The organism is Streptomyces sp. CA-111067 (assembly GCF_050956065.1).
GTDB lineage: Bacteria > Actinomycetota > Actinomycetes > Streptomycetales > Streptomycetaceae > Actinacidiphila.
This window is the reverse complement of record NZ_CP192103.1, coordinates 4303238-4319701: the sequence shown is the minus strand read 5'-3', so window position 1 is coordinate 4319701 and position 16464 is coordinate 4303238. Positions and strand designations below refer to the sequence as shown.

Annotated in this window: 10 protein-coding genes; 2 read left to right on the top strand and 8 right to left on the bottom strand. The window is 72.7% G+C overall.

The window, feature by feature from the left end:
- Positions 1 to 42 precede the first annotated feature (42 nt).
- From narI to ACQPW6_RS18750, 4 genes are read right to left on the bottom strand one after another with little or no spacing between them, the layout of a single operon-like run.
- Entirely contained in the window at positions 43 to 753 is a 711-nt protein-coding gene (gene narI, locus ACQPW6_RS18765) for a respiratory nitrate reductase subunit gamma (protein ID WP_433890791.1), read from the bottom strand.
- Positions 750 to 1433 (bottom strand): nitrate reductase molybdenum cofactor assembly chaperone, encoded by a 684-nt coding sequence (gene narJ, locus ACQPW6_RS18760; RefSeq protein ID WP_433890790.1) that lies wholly within the window; start codon positions 1431 to 1433, stop codon positions 750 to 752. Before narJ ends, narI begins: the two co-directional genes overlap by 4 nt.
- Positions 1430 to 3139 carry a nitrate reductase subunit beta gene (locus ACQPW6_RS18755; protein WP_433890789.1) on the bottom strand — a complete coding sequence of 570 codons (1710 nt, stop codon included), beginning with the start codon at positions 3137 to 3139 and terminating at the stop codon, positions 1430 to 1432. The genes narJ and ACQPW6_RS18755 overlap by 4 nt, the downstream gene beginning before the upstream one ends.
- Positions 3139 to 7083 carry a nitrate reductase subunit alpha gene (locus ACQPW6_RS18750; RefSeq protein WP_433890788.1) on the bottom strand — a complete coding sequence of 1315 codons (3945 nt, stop codon included), beginning with the start codon at positions 7081 to 7083 and terminating at the stop codon, positions 3139 to 3141. Before ACQPW6_RS18750 ends, ACQPW6_RS18755 begins: the two co-directional genes overlap by 1 nt.
- A gap of 101 nt (positions 7084 to 7184) precedes the next feature.
- On the opposite strand from ACQPW6_RS18750, the gene ACQPW6_RS18745 reads away from it, so the two are divergent.
- The gene (locus ACQPW6_RS18745) at positions 7185 to 8165 is read left to right on the top strand and encodes a tellurite resistance/C4-dicarboxylate transporter family protein (protein ID WP_433890787.1); all 981 of its coding nucleotides are present in this window, start codon (positions 7185 to 7187) and stop codon (positions 8163 to 8165) included.
- Positions 8166 to 8189: 24 nt separating this feature from the next.
- On the opposite strand, the gene ACQPW6_RS18740 is transcribed toward ACQPW6_RS18745, so the two are convergent.
- The 4 genes from ACQPW6_RS18740 to ACQPW6_RS18725 all read right to left on the bottom strand — a co-directional run bounded on the left by ACQPW6_RS18740 (position 8190) and on the right by ACQPW6_RS18725 (position 15222).
- Positions 8190 to 11327 carry a glycoside hydrolase family 2 TIM barrel-domain containing protein gene (locus tag ACQPW6_RS18740; protein ID WP_433890786.1) on the bottom strand — a complete coding sequence of 1046 codons (3138 nt, stop codon included), beginning with the start codon at positions 11325 to 11327 and terminating at the stop codon, positions 8190 to 8192.
- A 161-nt stretch (positions 11328 to 11488) separates the two neighbouring features.
- Positions 11489 to 12478: a MerR family transcriptional regulator gene (locus tag ACQPW6_RS18735; RefSeq protein ID WP_433890785.1), complete on the bottom strand. Its 990-nt coding sequence runs from the start codon at positions 12476 to 12478 to the stop codon at positions 11489 to 11491.
- A gap of 74 nt (positions 12479 to 12552) precedes the next feature.
- Positions 12553 to 13452 carry a metal-dependent hydrolase gene (locus ACQPW6_RS18730; protein WP_433890784.1) on the bottom strand — a complete coding sequence of 300 codons (900 nt, stop codon included), beginning with the start codon at positions 13450 to 13452 and terminating at the stop codon, positions 12553 to 12555.
- Between the two features lie 12 nt (positions 13453 to 13464).
- Positions 13465 to 15222, bottom strand: coding sequence for an SDR family oxidoreductase (locus ACQPW6_RS18725; protein ID WP_433890783.1), 1758 nt, complete (start codon positions 15220 to 15222; stop codon positions 13465 to 13467).
- Positions 15223 to 15459: 237 nt separating this feature from the next.
- On the opposite strand from ACQPW6_RS18725, the gene ACQPW6_RS18720 reads away from it, so the two are divergent.
- The gene (locus ACQPW6_RS18720; RefSeq protein ID WP_433890782.1) at positions 15460 to 16464 is read left to right on the top strand and encodes an ABC transporter ATP-binding protein; all 1005 of its coding nucleotides are present in this window, start codon (positions 15460 to 15462) and stop codon (positions 16462 to 16464) included.

The window sequence follows — 16464 nt, the reverse complement described above, 5'->3', positions numbered from 1 at the left end:
TTTGCGAAAACAGGCGAGCCACGCCCGGAGGCGTTGGCGGGCTCAGGCGTCGAGGCTGTTCCAGTGTTGAGGGTCGGGGGTGGTGGGGCGGGAGCGGTAGACGATGTAAGGGCGGAAGAGGTATTGGACAGGGGCGCTGAACATGTGGACCAGGCGGGTGTAGGGGACCACGGCGATCAGGAGCATGCCGAGGACCGCGTGGATGCGGTAGGTGACCGGGACGTGGGTCATCAGGTCGGTTCTCGGGTTGAGGGCGAACAGGCTGCGGGCCCACGGGGCGATCGTCGTGCGGTAGTCGTAGCCGTGCTGGAACGAGGAGTTGGTGAGCTTGGCGTACAGGCCCATCGCGATCTCGCCGAGCAGCAGGACGTACATGAACTTGTCGTTGCGGGTGGTCGCCAGCAGCACCGGGGCGTTCGTGCGGCGGCGGTAGATCAGCGCGGCGATGCCCGCGATCGCGAGCAGGCCCGCCAGCGTGCCGCCGATCAGCGAGAACAGGTGGTAGACGTGCTCGTCCACGCCGATCGCGTCCGTCCAGGAGGCCGGTACGAACAGGCCCAGCAGGTGGCCGGCCAGGACGAAGAGGATGCCGTAGTGGAACGCCGGCGAGGCGATCGACAGCAGCCGCGACTCGTAGATCTGCGACGAGCGGGTGGTCCAGCCGAACGCGTCGTAACGGTGCCGCCAGACCAGGCCGCTGACGAGCAGCGCGAACGCCACGTACGGCAGGGCGCCCCACAGCAGAGTGTTCATCGGCGGTCTCCGGTCTCCGGGCTGTCGGCAGTGAGTACGGGCAGCAGACCCAAGTGGCCGTACGGTGTCAGGCCCACGTCCTCGGTCGGCGGGCCGTTGCGGGCCATCGCCATCGCCTGCGCGCGGTCCGCGGGTGACGCGCCGGGCAGGGTGGCGCAGACCGCTTCCAGCACCCGGGCGTAAGGCGTGCCGCTCTCGGTCAGGGCCAGCCGCAGCAGTTCGAGGGCCGGGCGGTGTTCGCGCAGCAGTACGTCGGTGCGGGCGAACGCGCTGAACTCCAGGACCACCGGCAGGAAGTCGGGCAGGTCGTCGTCGCCGGGCGCGTCGGTCGGTTCGAGGCCGTGCGCGCGGTAGCGCTCCTTGAAGCGGACGAGTGCCGCGCCCCGCCGACGGGTGTCGCCGTCGGTCCACCAGGTCAGGTGCAGGCAGTGCCGGCTGGTGAAGTCGAAGGTGCGGACGTACTCGGTGGCGAGCGCGGGCAGTTCGGGGCCGGTGAGGTGGTCCACCAGGGGGAGCAGCAGCCTGGACGGTTTGCCGCCGGTCGCCAACGCGGCGCGCAGCAGCGGGAGATGGTCGACCAGTGTCTGGTCGGGGTAGACCAGCAGCCGGGCCGCGGCCTGGTAGAGGACGGCGGTCTCGTACGGCACCGGCGACGGCCCCGACCGCCGCTGCCCGCTCACCGCTGCTCCTCGTCGTCGCTGGTCTGCCGCCTGCGCAGCGCGTGGAAGTTCTCCAGCGTGACCAGCGGCAGCCGGCGCCGACCCGAGTCCTCGCCGAACGGCCCTTTGCCGTCAGCCGAGTCGCCGATCCCGCCGCCCATCCCCGGCCCGCCGTCGTGGTCCAGGGAGCACTCGGCCGGCATCGCCGACTCCTCAAGTCGCCGCGCGTCGCCCACCGCCGCGGTCGGAATCACGTACCGCTCCTCGTACTTGGCGATCGCCAGCAACCGGTACATCTCCTCGATCTCCGTCCCCGACATGCCGACCGCCCCGGCCGCGTCCGACGGCGAACCGGCGGCCGCCTCACCGAGGTTGACCGCGCGCATGTGCGCGCGCATCGCCGCCAGCTTCTCCAACGAGGCCCGGACCGGGGCCGGATCGCCCGCCGTGAACAGCTCGGCCAGGTACTCCACCGGGATCCGCAGGCTGTCGATCGCGCCGAACAGGTTGCCGGCGTCCTCCCCGTCGAAGCCGGTCTCGGTCAGCGCCTCCACCACCGGGGACAGCGGCGGGATGTACCAGACCATCGGCATCGTGCGGTATTCCGGGTGCAGCGGCAGCGCCACCCGGTGCCTGCTGACCAGCGCGTACACCGGGGAGCGGCGGGCCGCCTCGATCCAGTCGTGGGCGACGCCGTCGCGTTCGGCGGCCCGCCGCACCGCGGGGTCCTCCGGGTCGAGGAACACGCCGAGTTGGGCCTCGTGCAGGTCGCGGTCCTCCGGGACCGAGGCGGCAGCCGTCACCGCGTCCGCGTCGTAGAGCATCACCCCGAGGTAGCGCAGCCGGCCCACGCAGGTCTCTGAGCACACGGTGGGCAGCCCGACCTCGATCCGCGGGTAGCAGAACGTGCACTTCTCGGCCTTGCCGGTGCGGTGGTTGAAGTAGATCTTCTTGTACGGGCAGCTGGTCACGCACTGCCGCCAGCCGCGGCAGTGGTCCTGGTCGACCAGCACGATGCCGTCCTCCTCGCGCTTGTAGATCGCGCCGGAGGGGCAGGAGGCGACGCACGACGGGTTCAGGCAGTGCTCGCAGATCCGCGGCAGGTAGAACATGAAGGTCTGCTCGAACGCGGTCCGCACCTTCTCCGCGGCCCGGCCGGCCTGTTCACGAGCCTGTTCGCCCGCCTGCTCCCCGTCCTGCCCGCCGTCCTGCCCGCCGTTCCGTCCGCCCGCCTGCTCGCGCGTCCTGGCCACCAGCGGGTCCGCGTCCCCGAGCTCGACCGAACCGCCCAGGTCGTCGTCCCAGTTGGAGCTCCACTCGATCTTCATCGGCTTGCCGGTGAGCAGCGAGCGCGGCTCGGCCACCGGATAGTCCTCGCCCAGCGGGGCGTTGACGAGGTTCTGGTAGTCGTACGTCCACGGCTCGTAGTAGTCCTTGATGCCCGGCAGCACGGGGCTGGCGAAGATGTTCGCCAGCCGGGCGATCCGGCTGCCGGCCCGCAGGGTGAGCGCGCCGCGCCGGTTGAGCCGCCAGCCGCCGCGCCAGGTGTCCTGGTCCTGCCAGCGCCGCGGGTAGCCCTGGCCGGGCCGGGTCTCGACGTTGTTGAACCAGGCGTACTCCATGCCGCGCCGGTTGGTCCACGTCTGCTTGCAGGTGACCGAACACGTGTGGCAGCCGATGCACTTGTCGAGGTTCATCACCATCGCGACCTGCGCCATGACCCGCATCAGTACGTCACCTCCTGGCTGCGGCGGCGGATCACGGTGACCTCGTCCCGCTGGTTGCCGGTCGGGCCCAGGTAGTTGAAGGCCCAGCTCAACTGGGCGTAGCCGCCGATGAGATGGCTGGGTTTGACCAGCAGCCGGGTCAGCGAGTTGTGGACGCCGCCGCGGCGGCCGGTGCTCTGCGACTTCGGGACGGCGACGGTGCGCTCCTGGGCGTGGTGCATGTAGACGGTGCCGGCCGGCATCCGGTGCGAGACGATCGCGCGGGCGACGACGACGCCGTTGCGGTTGACGGCCTCGATCCACTCGTTGTCGCGCACGCCGATCGCGTCCGCGTCCTGCGGGGACATCCAGATGACCTGGCCGCCGCGGGACAGCGACAGCATGAACAGGTTGTCCTGGTACTCGGAGTGGATCGACCACTTGTTGTGCGGGGTCAAGTAGCGGACGGTGACCTCCCGTTGGCCGTCCGGGCCGAGCACCGGTTCGCCGAACAGCCGGTGCATGTCCAGCGGCGGCCGGTAGACCGGCAGCGCCTCGCCGAGCTCGTGCATCCAGTCGTGGTCGAGGAAGAACTGCTGGCGGCCGGTGAGGGTGTGCCACGGCTTGAGCTGCTCGACGTTCTGGGTGAACGGGCTGTAGCGGCGGCCGCCGGACTCGCTGCCCGACCACTCGGGCGAGGTGACGACGGGAACGGGCGCGGCCTGCGTGTCGGCGTAGGTGGTCCGCCGGTTCTCGTCGTGCTCGGCGAGGTGGGCCATCGGCCGGCCGGTCTTCTTCTCCAGGGTGCGGAAACCCTGCACGGCGAGCCGGCCGTTGGTGGTGCCGGACAGCGCCAGGACGGCGTTGGCCGCCTTCACGGCGGTGTCGAGCAGCGGCCGGCCGTCGGCGAGGCCGCCGCCGGTGGCCGCGCCGTTGAGCGCCCGCAGCACCTCGACCTCGGTGTCGGGGCGCAGCGCGATGCCCTTCGCGGGCAGGCCCAACTCCTCCACCAGCGGGCCGAGCGCGGCCATCTTCGCGGCGATCGCGGTGTAGTCGCGCTCCACGACGGTCAGGCCGGGCATGGTGGCGCCGGGCACAGGTGCGCACTCGCCGCGCCGCCAGTCCAGGGCGAGCCCGCCGGGCTGGGCGATCTCGCCGGGGGTGTCGTGTTGCAGCGCGGTGGCGACCAGGTCCTTGCGGGTGCCCAGGTGTTCGACGGCGAGTTCGCTGAACCGGCCCGCGATGGCGTGGAACGCGTCGAAGTCGGTCCTGGCCTGCCACGGCGGGTCGATCGCCGGCGAGAAGGCGTGCACGTACGGGTGCATGTCGGTGCTCGACAGGTCGTGCTTCTCGTACCAGGTCGCGGCGGGCAGCGTGATGTCGGACAGCAGCGTCGAGGACGTCATCCGGAAGTCCAGCGACAGCAGCAGGTCCAACTTCCCCTCCGGTGCCCGCTCGTGCCAGACGACGTCCCGCGGCCGGACGTCCGGGCCCGCCTCCTGCGCGCGCAGCGAGGAGTGGGTGCCGAGCAGGTGCTTGGTGAAGTACTCGGCGCCCTTGGCCGAGGAGCCCAGCAGGTTGGCCCGCCAAAGGGTCAGCACCCGGGGCCAGTTCCGCGGGGCGTCCGGGTCCTCGCCGGCGAACTTCAGCGTGCCCGCGGTGAGTTCGGCGACCGCTGACCCGACCGGATCGGGCGCCTCGCCGAGGTCGAGCGGGTTGCGGTCGAACGTCGGATAGGACGGCATCCAGCCCGCCCTGGTCGCCTGCGCCAGGCAGTCGGCCGCGGTCATCCCGGCGAACCGGCCCTTCCCGAGCGGCGAGGCGAGCACGTCGGCGGGGAAGCGGTCGTAGCGCCACTGGTCGGTGTGCAGGAACCAGTACGCGGTGCCGATCGCCTGCCGGGGCGGCCGGGACCAGTCGGCGGCGCCGGCCAGCGTCGCCCAGCCGGTCGACGGACGGCACTTCTCCTGCCCGACGTAGTGCGCCCAGCCGCCGCCGTTGCGCCCCTGGCAGCCGGTGAGCTGGAGCAGGGCGAGGAAGGCGCGGTAGATCGTCTCGGAGTGGAACCAGTGGTTGGTGCCCGCGCCCATCAGGATCATGCAGCGGCCCTCGGACCGCTCGGCGGTGGCCGCGAACTCGCGGGCGATCCGGACGCAGGCGGCGGCCGGCACGGAGGTGTGGGCCTGCTGCCAGCCGGGGGTGCCGGGGCTGTCGGCGTCCTCGTAGGAGCCCGGCCAGTCGCCGGGCAGGCCGTCGCGGCCGACGCCGTACTGCGCGAGCAGCAGGTCGTGGACGGTGGTGACCAGCCGGCCGCCGGGCAGCCGGATCGCGGGGACGCCGCGGCGGACGACGTCGCCCTCGCCCTGGCCGTGCGGGCCGCCGTCGGTGTCGAAGCGGGGGAGCAGCACCTCGGCGGGGGCGGCGCCGGGGCGGCCGAGGAGGGTGAGGGCGGGGGCGATCGGGCCGAGGTCGAGGTTCCAGCGGGGGGCTTCCGGTTGGCCGGGGCCGACGGGTTCTCCGGGGGCGGCGGGGCCGGCGTCCTGGGCGGGCTTCTCCCAGCGGAAGCCGATGGAGCCGCCGGGGACGGCCGGGCGCTCGGTGGCCTCGTCCCAGACGGCGGTCTTCCACTGGGCGGAGCCGGGGTCGTGACCGTCCGGGCCGGCGCGTCGACCGTCCGGGCCGGCGCCTCGATCGTCCAGGCCCACGTCCGCGTCCGGGTCCGCGTCCAGGTCCGCTTCGCGGAGGAACTTGTCCGGGACCCACGCCCCGTCCCGCTCCGCCAGCGTGACGAGGAACGGCAGGTCGGTGTACCGCCGCACGTAGTCCGTGAAGAACGGCACCTGCCGGTCGACGAAGAACTCCTTCAGGATGACGTGGCCCATGCCGATCGCCAGCGCCCCGTCCGTCCCGGGGTGCGGGTGCAGCCACTCGTCGGCGAACTTGGCGTTGTCGGCGTAGTCCGGCGCGACCACCACGACCTTCTGGCCCCGGTAGCGGGCCTCGGCCATCCAGTGCGCGTCCGGCGTGCGGGTGACGGGGACGTTGGAGCCCCACATCATCAGATACGCCGCGTCCCACCAGTCGCCCGACTCCGGCACGTCCGTCTGGTCGCCGAACACCTGCGGCGAGGCCACCGGCAGATCCGCGTACCAGTCGTAGAACGACAGCATCGGGGCGCCGATCAGCGACATGAAGCGGGCGCCGGCCGCGTGCGAGACCATCGACATCGCCGGGATCGGCGAGAAGCCGGCCACCCGGTCGGGGCCGTACGCCTTGATGGTGTGCACATGCGCGGCGGCGATGATCTCCACGGCCTCGTCCCAGCCCGCCCGCACCAGGCCGCCCTTGCCGCGGGCCTGCTGGTAGCGGCGGCGGCGCTCGGGGTCGGCCTGCAGGTCGGCCCAGGCGAGCACCGGGTCGCCGAGCCTGGCCCTGGCCTCCCGGTACAGGTCGAGCAGCACGCCCCGGATGTAGGGGTAGCGGACCCGGGTCGGCGAGTAGGTGTACCAGGAGAAGGCGGCGCCGCGCGGGCAGCCGCGCGGCTCGTACTCGGGGCGGTCCGGGCCGACGGTGGGGTAGTCGATGGCCTGGGTCTCCCAGGTGATGATGCCTTCCTTGACGTACACCTTCCAGCGGCAGGAGCCGGTGCAGTTCACGCCGTGGGTGGAGTTGACGACCTTGTCGTGGCTCCAGCGCTCGCGGTAGAAGCGGTCGCCCTCCCGGCCGCCCTTGAGGTGCTCGCTGTGCAGGTCGGGGGCGGTCTCGCCGCGGCGGAACCAGCGGCCGGCCTTGAGCAGCAGGGCGCCGGCGTCAGGCCCGGTGTTCGTCCCGGTGTTCGTCCCGGTCCCGGGCCCGGCGGGGGTGGCCGGGGCAGCGGTGGCGCCGGCGCCGTCGCGTGGTCCTGAGTCGTGCGCGCTCTCCCGCATGCCGGCCTCTTCCAGGACGAACCATCTCGAATGGTTCACGTTGGCCGATCGGGGTCCCGGGGACGGCCGCGACGCGCCGCCGGTCCTCTCTTCGGCCCCGCGCGGTGGCGCATTGGCGCGCGGTGCAGTGCGATGAAACGGTGAGCACACTCTCGGGCCGTCCCGACCACGGATCCGGCGCCGCACGCGCGCTCGATTCGCTGCGCGCCGTCCCGCCGGGCGCCGGGGCCGCCGTCATGGCGACCGGCATCCTGTCGGTGGGGATGCGGCTGACCCAGCACGCCGCGCTGTCCGCCGTCCTGCTGACGATCGCCGCCGCGCTGTGGGTGGTGCTGGCGCTGGCCTTCGCCGTCCAGCTCGGCTACGACCGGGCCGGGTGGCAGGCGAGCGCCGCGAACCCGCCCGCGCTCACCGCCGTCGCGGCGACCTGCGTGCTCGGCACCCGGATCTCGCTGGCCGGCGGGCAGTCGCTCGCGCTGGCGCTGCTCGCGGTGGCGGCCGTCGCCTGGCCATGGCTGCTGGTGTCGGTCATGCGGCACTGGAAGCGGCCGGAGCCGGGCGCCGTCTTCCTGGTGTGCGTCGCCACCCAGAGCCTGGCGGTGCTCGGCGGCACCCTGGCGCTGGCCGGCTCCGGCGACTGGCTGGCCCGCGCCGCGCTCGTCGTCGGCTGCCTCGGCGTCGTCCTCTACGCCGAGGCGCTGGTCCGGTTCGACTTCCGGCAGGTGTTCACCGGGGCCGGCGACCACTGGGTGGCCGCGGGCGCGCTGGCGATCTCCGCGCTGGCCGGCTCCAAACTCACCGCCTCACCGCTGTGGACGGGCGACGCCCACCGCGCGCTGCGCGCCGCCACCCTCGTCCTGCTCGCGCTCGACCTCGCCTGGTACGCGGTGCTGGCCGCCGCCGAGATCGCCCGGCCGCGCCCGCACTACGACCTGCGCCGCTGGTCGACCGTCTTCCCGCTCGGCATGACGGCCGTGGCCTCGCTCTCCACCGGCCAGGCCGCCCACGTGTCCTGGCTGCACGGCCTCGGCACCGTGCTGCTCTGGATCGCCGCGGCGGTCTGGCTGCTCACGGCGGCCGGATGGCTGGCCTCGGTGGTCCGGCGCAGGCGCGCCGCCTGAGCCGGGCCCGTCTTTCGGGGGCTGCTACTCCGGGCGGACGGTGAGGGTCGTGATCCGCTGGGCGCCGTCCGCGCCCGACGGGTGCGCGCTGGTCAGCGTGAGCCGCAGCGTCGCGGTGCTGACCGGGCTGAAGGTGACCGTGGTCGGCGCGTCGGACGCGGTGGCCCACTCGGTCGCCTGGCCGCGGGCCGGGACGTAGCGCTGCCCGTCCCAGTACGAGACCGCCACCGCCGCCGGGAGCGTGTGCCGCGCGTCGGCGGTGAACGAGACCTCGACCGCGTCGACCGTCCGCTCCGACTGCCAGCTGACGGACACCCAGTCACCGGGCCGCGCCTGGCTGAAGGCCGGCAGCAGCGCGGTGGCGGACTTGGCGAACGCGTTCGACCAGCCGGTCGCCGGGTCGCCGTCGAGCATCGCGGCCGGCACGGTGTCCGGGGCGCCGGAGTAACTGGCGTCCGCCAGCGGGTAGACGGGCGCGGCCGGCCCCGGGTCGGGCGCGAAGGCACGCGGCGCGGTGCTGGTACGCGGCTGCGCGGGGGTGGCGCGCAGGGTGACGGTGGTCGCGCGCAGCCCGTCGGCGCTCGCCGTGACGGTGATCGGCCCCGGCCTCGTACCGGACTGGACGATCGCCAGCGCCTTGCCGTGGAACGCGGTCCTGGTGCTGGCCTGATAGCGCTCGGCGCTCTCCTCGCGGCCGTTGTCCACCCCGGCGAGGGAGCCGCCGCCGGTGACCCGGAAGGTGATCAGATCATCGGCCTCGGGCACCAGCACGCCGTGCGCGTCGATCACGTCGGCGGTGAGGTACGCCAGCGACCGGCCGTCGGCGCCGATCGCCGTACGGTCCGCCGTCAGCCGCAGCGCGTGCGGCGCGCCGGCGGTGCGCAGCACGTCGGTGGCCACGGTCCGCTCGCCGCGCCGGGCCACCGCCTTGAGCTCGCCGGCCGCGAACGGCACCTGCCAGCTGAGGTGCAGCTTGCCCGCGCTGCCGTTGGGGCTGGTGTAACTGCCGGGGTAGGGGCCGGACGTGACGGTCTTGTCGTCGCCGGTCGCCTCGGTGGTCTCCAGATACCGGCGGCCGTCGACGGTCGTCTTCGTGTCGAACCTCCGCACGCCCAGCGACCGCCCGTTCAGGAACAGCTCGACGGTGTCGACGTTCGCATACGCCCACACCTCGACGGTCTCGCCCGGCCGGTAGCTCGTCCAGTCCATCGGCAGCAGGTGGACCATCGGCTCCCGGTCCGCCGGCACCCACTGGCTGCGGAACAGGTGGTAGGCGTCCTTGGCGAAGCCCGCGGTGTCCACCGCGCCGAAGAACGAGGCCTTCACCGGGAAGACGTTGTACGGCGTCGGCTCCCCGATGTAGTCCGTGCCCGACCACAGGAACTGCCCGAGGAAGAACTTCCGGTCGCGGTCCTTCTTCAGCCCGTACTCGCCGCTCATCGTCCACGAGGAGAGGTTGTTGTCGTAGGACGAGGTGGCGCGCCTGCCGGGGGTGTAGTTCTCGCCGGTGTTCAGGTGCGCGGGGTCCTGGTAGGTGCCGCGGGTGGAGGTCTCGGAGGACGACTCGGACTCGAAGAGGAACAGGTGCGGATAGCGGGCGTGCAGGCCGTCCACGGAGTCGGCGGGGTTGTAGTTCAGGCCGAGGCCGTCGAGCTTGCCGAGCATCAGGTCGGCCGCTGAGCCGGGAGCGGGCAGCGAGCGGTACTTGTCGGAGCCGATCACCACCGGGCGCGAGGCGTCGAGCGCGCGGATGCCGTCGATGATCCGCTGGGCCATGGCGAGGCCCGCCGTGCTGGTGGAGTCGGGGATCTCGTTGCCGATGGACCACATCAGCACCGCGGGCGAGTTGCGGGCCGCGCCCACCATCTCCGCGACATCCCGGTCGCACCACTCGTCGAAGAAGCGCCCGTAGTCGTGGGCGGTCTTGCCGGTGTGCCAGCAGTCGAACGCCTCGACCATCATCAGGATGCCCAGCTCCTCGCAGACCGAGATCATCTCGGGCGAGGGCGGGTTGTGCGAGGTGCGGAACGCGTTGACGCCCATCGACTTCATGATCGTCATCTGCCGCAGCAGCGCGTCCCGGTTGATCGCCGTGCCCAGCGCGCCCTGGTCGTGGTGCAGATCGACGCCCCGCAGCTTGGCGTACTCGCCGTTGACCGTCAGCCCGTCGTCCGGATCGACCGCCAGGTAGCGGATGCCGAACGGGGTCGTGTACGTGTCCACCGTCCGGCCGCCGACCCGCAGCCGGGTCTGCACGCTGTACAGATACGGGCTGTCCAGCGACCACAGCCGCGGCCGGCTGACGGTCACCTCCTGCACGACGGTCTCCGCTGCCGCGCCCACCGTGCGGGCGGTGCTGCTCTCGGCGACCGCCCGGCCGTCCGCGCCCCGGATGGTGGACGTCACGGTGACCGCGGTGCCGGCCGGCCCCGCGCCGGACTCGTTGACGACCGCGGTCTCCACCCGCACGGTGGCCCGGCCGCGGGCGAGGTTCTCGACGAGGTCGGGGGTGGTCACATAGGTGCCCCAGCGCCGTACGTGCACCGGGTCGGTGACGACCAGCCGCGCGTTGCGGTAGATGCCGCTGCCGGAGTACCAGCGGCTGCTGGGCAGCTGGTTCTGCACCTTGACGGCGATGACGTTGGCCGTGCTGCCGTCGGTGTGCAGCAGCCCGGTGAGGTCGAAGGCGAAACCGGTGTAGCCGTAGGGGTGGTTGCCGGCCGGCTCGCCGTTGCAGTAGACGTACGAGTCCATGTACACGCCGTCGAACTCGACGCTGATCCGCTTGCCCGCCAGGCTCTTGGGCAGCGTGAACGTGTTGCGGTACCAGCCCAGGCCGCCCGGGAGGAACCCGGTGCCGCCGGTGGTGCCGGAGTCCGGGGTCGGGGTGAGCTCGATGCTCCAGTCGTGCGGCACCGGAACCTCGCGCCAGCCCGAGTCGTCGTACCCGGGGTCGGCCGCCTCCGCGTACGCCCCGGTCGGGTCGCTGATACCGGCCGGGTTGACCAGGGCGAACCGCCAGCCGTCCGCCAGCTCGACCGACCGCTGCGCGGCCTCGGCGGGCAGCGGCCGGGCGGCTGCGGCCCGGCCGGACGCGGCGACGGTCACCAGCGGCCCCGCCGCGGCGCCCACCGCCAGGAACGACCTGCGGTTGATCGGCACGATGCCATCCCCTTAAAGCCACCATCAGTCAACAGATCACCCAACAGAACGCACCACAGCTCAACGAATTCTTGCAGCGGCTGTCTGCGCACCGTCAAGGGCCGCGCCACACCTTTCTCACCCGGCACCCGGCGCCCCGGCAAACACGGCGCCCCCGCGGGTCAGTCCCGCCCGGCGAGCCGGTCCATCCGGCGGGCGGCGGCCTCCCGGTCCGCGGCGGCGGCCACGAACGCCGGGACGTGGTCGTCGCCCACCAACTCCCGCACCGCGGCCACGGTCGCGGCCGGCAGCGGCACGGCGACCTCGGCGGGACCCGGGCCGGGGCCGTCCGGGCCGGGGCCCGCATCCGGGCCGGGATCTGCCGGGGCCAGGGCGGGGGCCGGGGCGGGGGCGCCGGGGAGGACGGCCTCGCCCAGGTGGTGGCGTATGTGCGCGGTCGCCGTGGACCGCATCGCCCTGGCCAGCTCCGCGTCCACCGTCTGCTGCGCGAGCGGGCGCAGCCTGCGGATCAGGGCCGCCGCCTCCGCCGCCTCCTCGTCGGTCGGCGGGTGCGGCTGCAGGAACCGCTGGAAGACGTACTCGGTGGTGAACTGCAGGAACCGCTCCGAGATGTGCTCCACCTGCACCCGCAACTCGCCCAGATGCGCGGTGATCGCCGGCAGCGGCACCCCGGCCGTGTGCAGTTCGACGGCGACGGCCAGTTCCTGCGGGCTCGGCACCAGGAACTCGTCCTCCCGGCCCGGCACCGGCTCCAGCACGCCCAGCCGCAGCGCGTCCTGCACCGCCGTCAGATCGGTGACCCCGCCGAACGACGACGTCAGCTCGTCCAGGCTGATCCGGGCCGGCCGCTCGTCCGACCACGGCCGGTCGACCTCGCCCACCAGGCCCAGCACCCCGCCGAGCCCGGTGCCCGCGTCCCACGCGGCCAGCAACTCCTTGATGCTGGCCAGGGTGTAGCCGCGCTCCAGCAGGTCGGCGATCTGCCGCAGCCGGGCCAGGTGCGTGTCGTCGTACACGTTGGCCCGGCCGTGGCGCTCCGGCTTCGGCAGCAGCCCGCGGTCGGTGTACGCCCGGATCGTGCGGACCGTGGTCCCACTGAGGTGGGACAGGTCCTCGATCCGGTACGCGCGCTGCTCGGCGGCGGTGGTCACGCGGTCACGCCCCTCACTTTCTCGGTCGCCCCCACTTCCGGGGGCCGCCCTCCGGTCGGCAGGACGCCCCCGGTTCACGAGGCCGCGGTCGCGCCCTTCGCCCCGCCGGCGGCCCGGGCGGCGGGGGAGGCCGCCAGATACGCGACGGCCTTGCTCATCGAGCCCTCCTGGGACGGATGGTACGACCGCCGCAGGTAGCGGGGCATGGTCGCGTGCAGCGACGGCCAGGACGGCAGCAGTCCCCGGCGGGCGGCGGCCCGGTGGTCCTTGAAGCGGTAGCGGCCCTGGTCGAGGGTCGGGTCGTGCCGCAGCAGGTACCGGGCACCGGTCACCCACAGGTAGAACAGCGTCGGCCAGGCCAGCGCCATCCCCTCCGCCCGTCGCAGGTAGCGCACCACGCCCCGGCCGGTGTCCGCGGTGTGCTGGTACATGTCGAACGCGACCGCCCGGTGCTCCACCTCCTCCGCCCCGTGCCAGCGCAGCAGGTCGAGCATCACCTCGTCGGTGCCCGCTCCGTCCAGCGCCTCGGCGTCCAGGATCCAGTCGCCGAGTACCGCGGTGAAGTGCTCGATCGCCGCGACCAGCGACAGCCGGAACCGCAGCCACTCGCGCCGGGATATCGGCGCCCCCCACGGCGGCTTCTCGCCCAGCAGCACGTCGAACATCCACTCCACATGCCGGGTGTACCCGCCGGTGTCGAGCCGCTGCTCCGCCAGGTGCTCCAGCACATACGCGTGTTGCACGCTGTGGGTGGCCTCCTGGCCCATGAACCCCTTGACGTCCTTGAGCAGTTGCTCGTCGGTGACCAGCGGCAGCGCCTCCTTGAACACCTTCACGAACCACCGCTCGCCGGCCGGCAGCAGCAGATGCAGCACGTTGATGACATGCGTCGCGGTCGGCTCGGCCGGAATCCAGTGCAGCGGGGTCTGCTTCCAGTCGAACGTGACCCGGCGCGGCTTGATCGCATAGCTCACGGGCGTGCCTCCTTACAGTGGGGGATCTATTCGGGCCAGGGTCCGCAGCGCCCCGGGGGACAGCCGGGACAGCATCCGCAGGCCGTGTGCCTCCGGGGTGACCGGGACGACCGCTATGTCGCGCCGCACCGCGCGCACGATCGCCCGGGCGACCTTCTCCGGCGGGTAGTTGCGCAGCTTGTAGAGCTTGGCCGAACGCGCCCTGCGCCGCTCCTGCTCCTCCGCGCCGACCCCGGTGTGCCGGGCGCTGCCGGTGATCGGCGTGTTGACCAGGCCGGGGCAGATCGCGCTCACCCCGATGCCGAACGGCGCCAGCTCGGCCCGCAGGCACTCGCTCAGCATCAGCACGGCGGCCTTGGAGGTGCTGTAGGCGGGCAGCGAGCGGGACGGCTGGAAGGCCGCGGCCGAGGCGGTGTTGACGATATGGCCGCCCTGCCCGCGCTCCACCATCTGCCTGCCGTACAGCCGGCAGCCGTGGATGACGCCCCACAGGTTGACGTCGAGCACCTGCTTCCAGTCCTCGGGCGTGGTGTCCAGGAACCGCCCGGCCAGGCCGATCCCGGCGTTGTTGACCACCACGTCGGGCACGCCGTGGGCGGCCAGGGTGCGGGCGGCGAGCTTCTCCATCGCCTCGCCGTCCGACACGTCCACCGTTTCCGGCCAGGCGCCCGCGGCGCCGGCCGCCTCGGCCTCCGCCGCCGTCCGCGCGGCTCCCTCCCCGTCCCGGTCGACCGCGATCACCCGCGCCCCGGCCTCGGCGAAGGCGAGCGCGGTGGCCCGCCCGATGCCGCTGGCCGCGCCGGTGACCAGCACGAGCTGTGCGCCGCTTTCCGGCGCCGGTCCCTCGCCTTCCGGGGCCGGCTCCGCGTCCTCCACCGCCACCACGTGATCGGCGATCCACCGGCCCATCTGCTCGGGCTGGGACCGGGGCACCCAGTGCTTGGCCGGCAGGGTGCGCCGGGTCAGCTTCGGTACCCAGCGCTCCAGGTCGTCATAGAGGTGCGGCGAGAGGAAGGCGTCGCCGGTCGGCACGATCAGCTGCACCGGCACATGGGCGTACGGATCCTGCCGCGGGCTGCCGAGCCGCTGCCGCACGTTGTCCCGGTACAGCCAGGCGCCGTGCGCCGCATCCTCCCGGAGCGAGGATGTCGGGTAGTGGTCCGAGGGGATCTTCTCCGCGCGGGCCAGCAGCTTGGGCCACTGCCTGCCGAGCGGCCCGCGCCAGGCCAGTTCCGGCAGTACCGGGATCTGCAGCGCGTAGACGTACCAGGACTTGGCACCCTGGCTCAGCACCTGGACGGCCCGGCGCGGGGTGGGGCGCCGCACCCGGCGCTTGATCCAGTGGCCGAAGTGGTCGAGGCACGGGCCCGAGACCGAGGTGAACGAGGCCAGCCGGCCCCGGGTGCCGGCGACGGTGGCGAACTCCCAGCCCTGCACCGACCCCCAGTCGTGGCCGACCAGATGCACCGGGCGGTCGGGGCTGACCGCCGCCGCCACCGCGAGGAAGTCCTCGGTCAGCTTCTCCAGGGTGAAGCCGCCGCGCAGCGGCTCGGGAGCGCCGGAGCGGCCGTGCCCGCGTACGTCATAGAGGACCACATGGAAGCGGTCGGCCAGCAGCGCCGCCACATCGGACCAGACCTCCTTGCTGTCCGGATATCCGTGCAGCAGCAGGACCGTGGGCAGCTCCGCGTCTCCGTACTCGGCCACGCACAACCGCACCCCGTCGCCACCCGTGACGAACCGCTCCCGCGCCTGCCCGCTCCCGCTCATCGCGCTCCCCCGCCTCTCGCCCTCCCGCGCCAACACTGACATCAATCAATGTGACATCGGCTCGTGGGAGGGTCAAGGGTCCGATCGGGTGAACGGCAGCGGAGGTACGACCGGGGGACGACCGCGATACCACTGAGGGACAACCCTGGTGAAAAATCAGCCCCGCCCTCATTCCCCTTACGGGGTGGTCAGTCCGCAGGAGTACCCGAATCCAGACCCACGGGGGGACGACCGAGTGTGGTGCGGGCCACTACCTTCGAACACGTGACTGTGATCGCTACCGAAAGCCTGAGCAAGCGGTTCCCGAGGGTGACCGCTCTTGACCGGCTGACCGTCGACATCGCCCCCGGCGTGACCGGGCTGGTGGGTGCCAACGGCGCCGGCAAATCGACCCTGATCAAAATCCTGCTGGGGCTGTCCCCCGCGACCGAGGGTCGTGCGGCCGTGCTCGGGCTCGACGTGGCCACGTCCGGCGCGGAGATCCGCGCGCTGGTCGGATACATGCCGGAGCACGACTGCCTGCCGCCGGACGTCTCGGCGACCGAGTTCGTGGTCCACATGGCCCGGATGTCGGGCCTGCCGGCCACCGCCGCCCGCGAGCGCACCGCCGACACGCTGCGGCACGTCGGACTGTACGAGGAGCGGTACCGCCCGATGGGCGGCTACTCCACGGGCATGAAGCAGCGCGTCAAGCTCGCGCAGGCGCTGGTCCACGACCCCCAGCTGGTGCTGCTCGACGAGCCGACCAACGGCCTCGACCCGGCCGGCCGGGACGAGATGCTGGGCCTGATCCGCAAGGTGCACACCGACTTCGGCATCTCGGTGCTCGTCACCTCGCACCTGCTCGGCGAGCTGGAGCGCACCAGCGACAACATCGTGGTCATCGACGGCGGCTCGCTGCTGCGGGCCTCGTCCACCAGTGACTTCACCCAGGCCACCGCGTCGCTGGCGGTCGAGGTCACCGACCGCGAGGGCGACCTGCTCGCCGCGCTGACCGCCGCCGGGCTCACCGCCCAGGCCAGCGGCCACCTGCTGCATGTGGACATAGCGGGCGACGAGACCTACGACGCCGTCCGGGACGCGGTGGCCGGGCTCGGCGTCGGCCTGGTCAGGATGGAGCAGCGCCGGCACAAGATCGCCGAGCTGTTCACCGACGACGAAGCGAGTGACGACGAAGAGACCGCCGGCGAAGAGGCCGGCCACGAGGCAGACAAGAGAGGAGACGACCGTGACGCAGCCTGA

Excerpts from the sequence above, each read along its gene's own strand:
- narI (WP_433890791.1), bottom strand. The coding sequence starts at position 753 with ATGAACACTCTGCTGTGGGGCGCCCTGCCGTACGTGGCGTTCGCGCTG.
- ACQPW6_RS18725 (WP_433890783.1), bottom strand. The coding sequence starts at position 15,222 with ATGAGCGGGAGCGGGCAGGCGCGGGAGCGGTTCGTCACGGGTGGCGAC.
- ACQPW6_RS18755 (WP_433890789.1), bottom strand. The coding sequence starts at position 3,139 with ATGCGGGTCATGGCGCAGGTCGCGATGGTGATGAACCTCGACAAGTGC.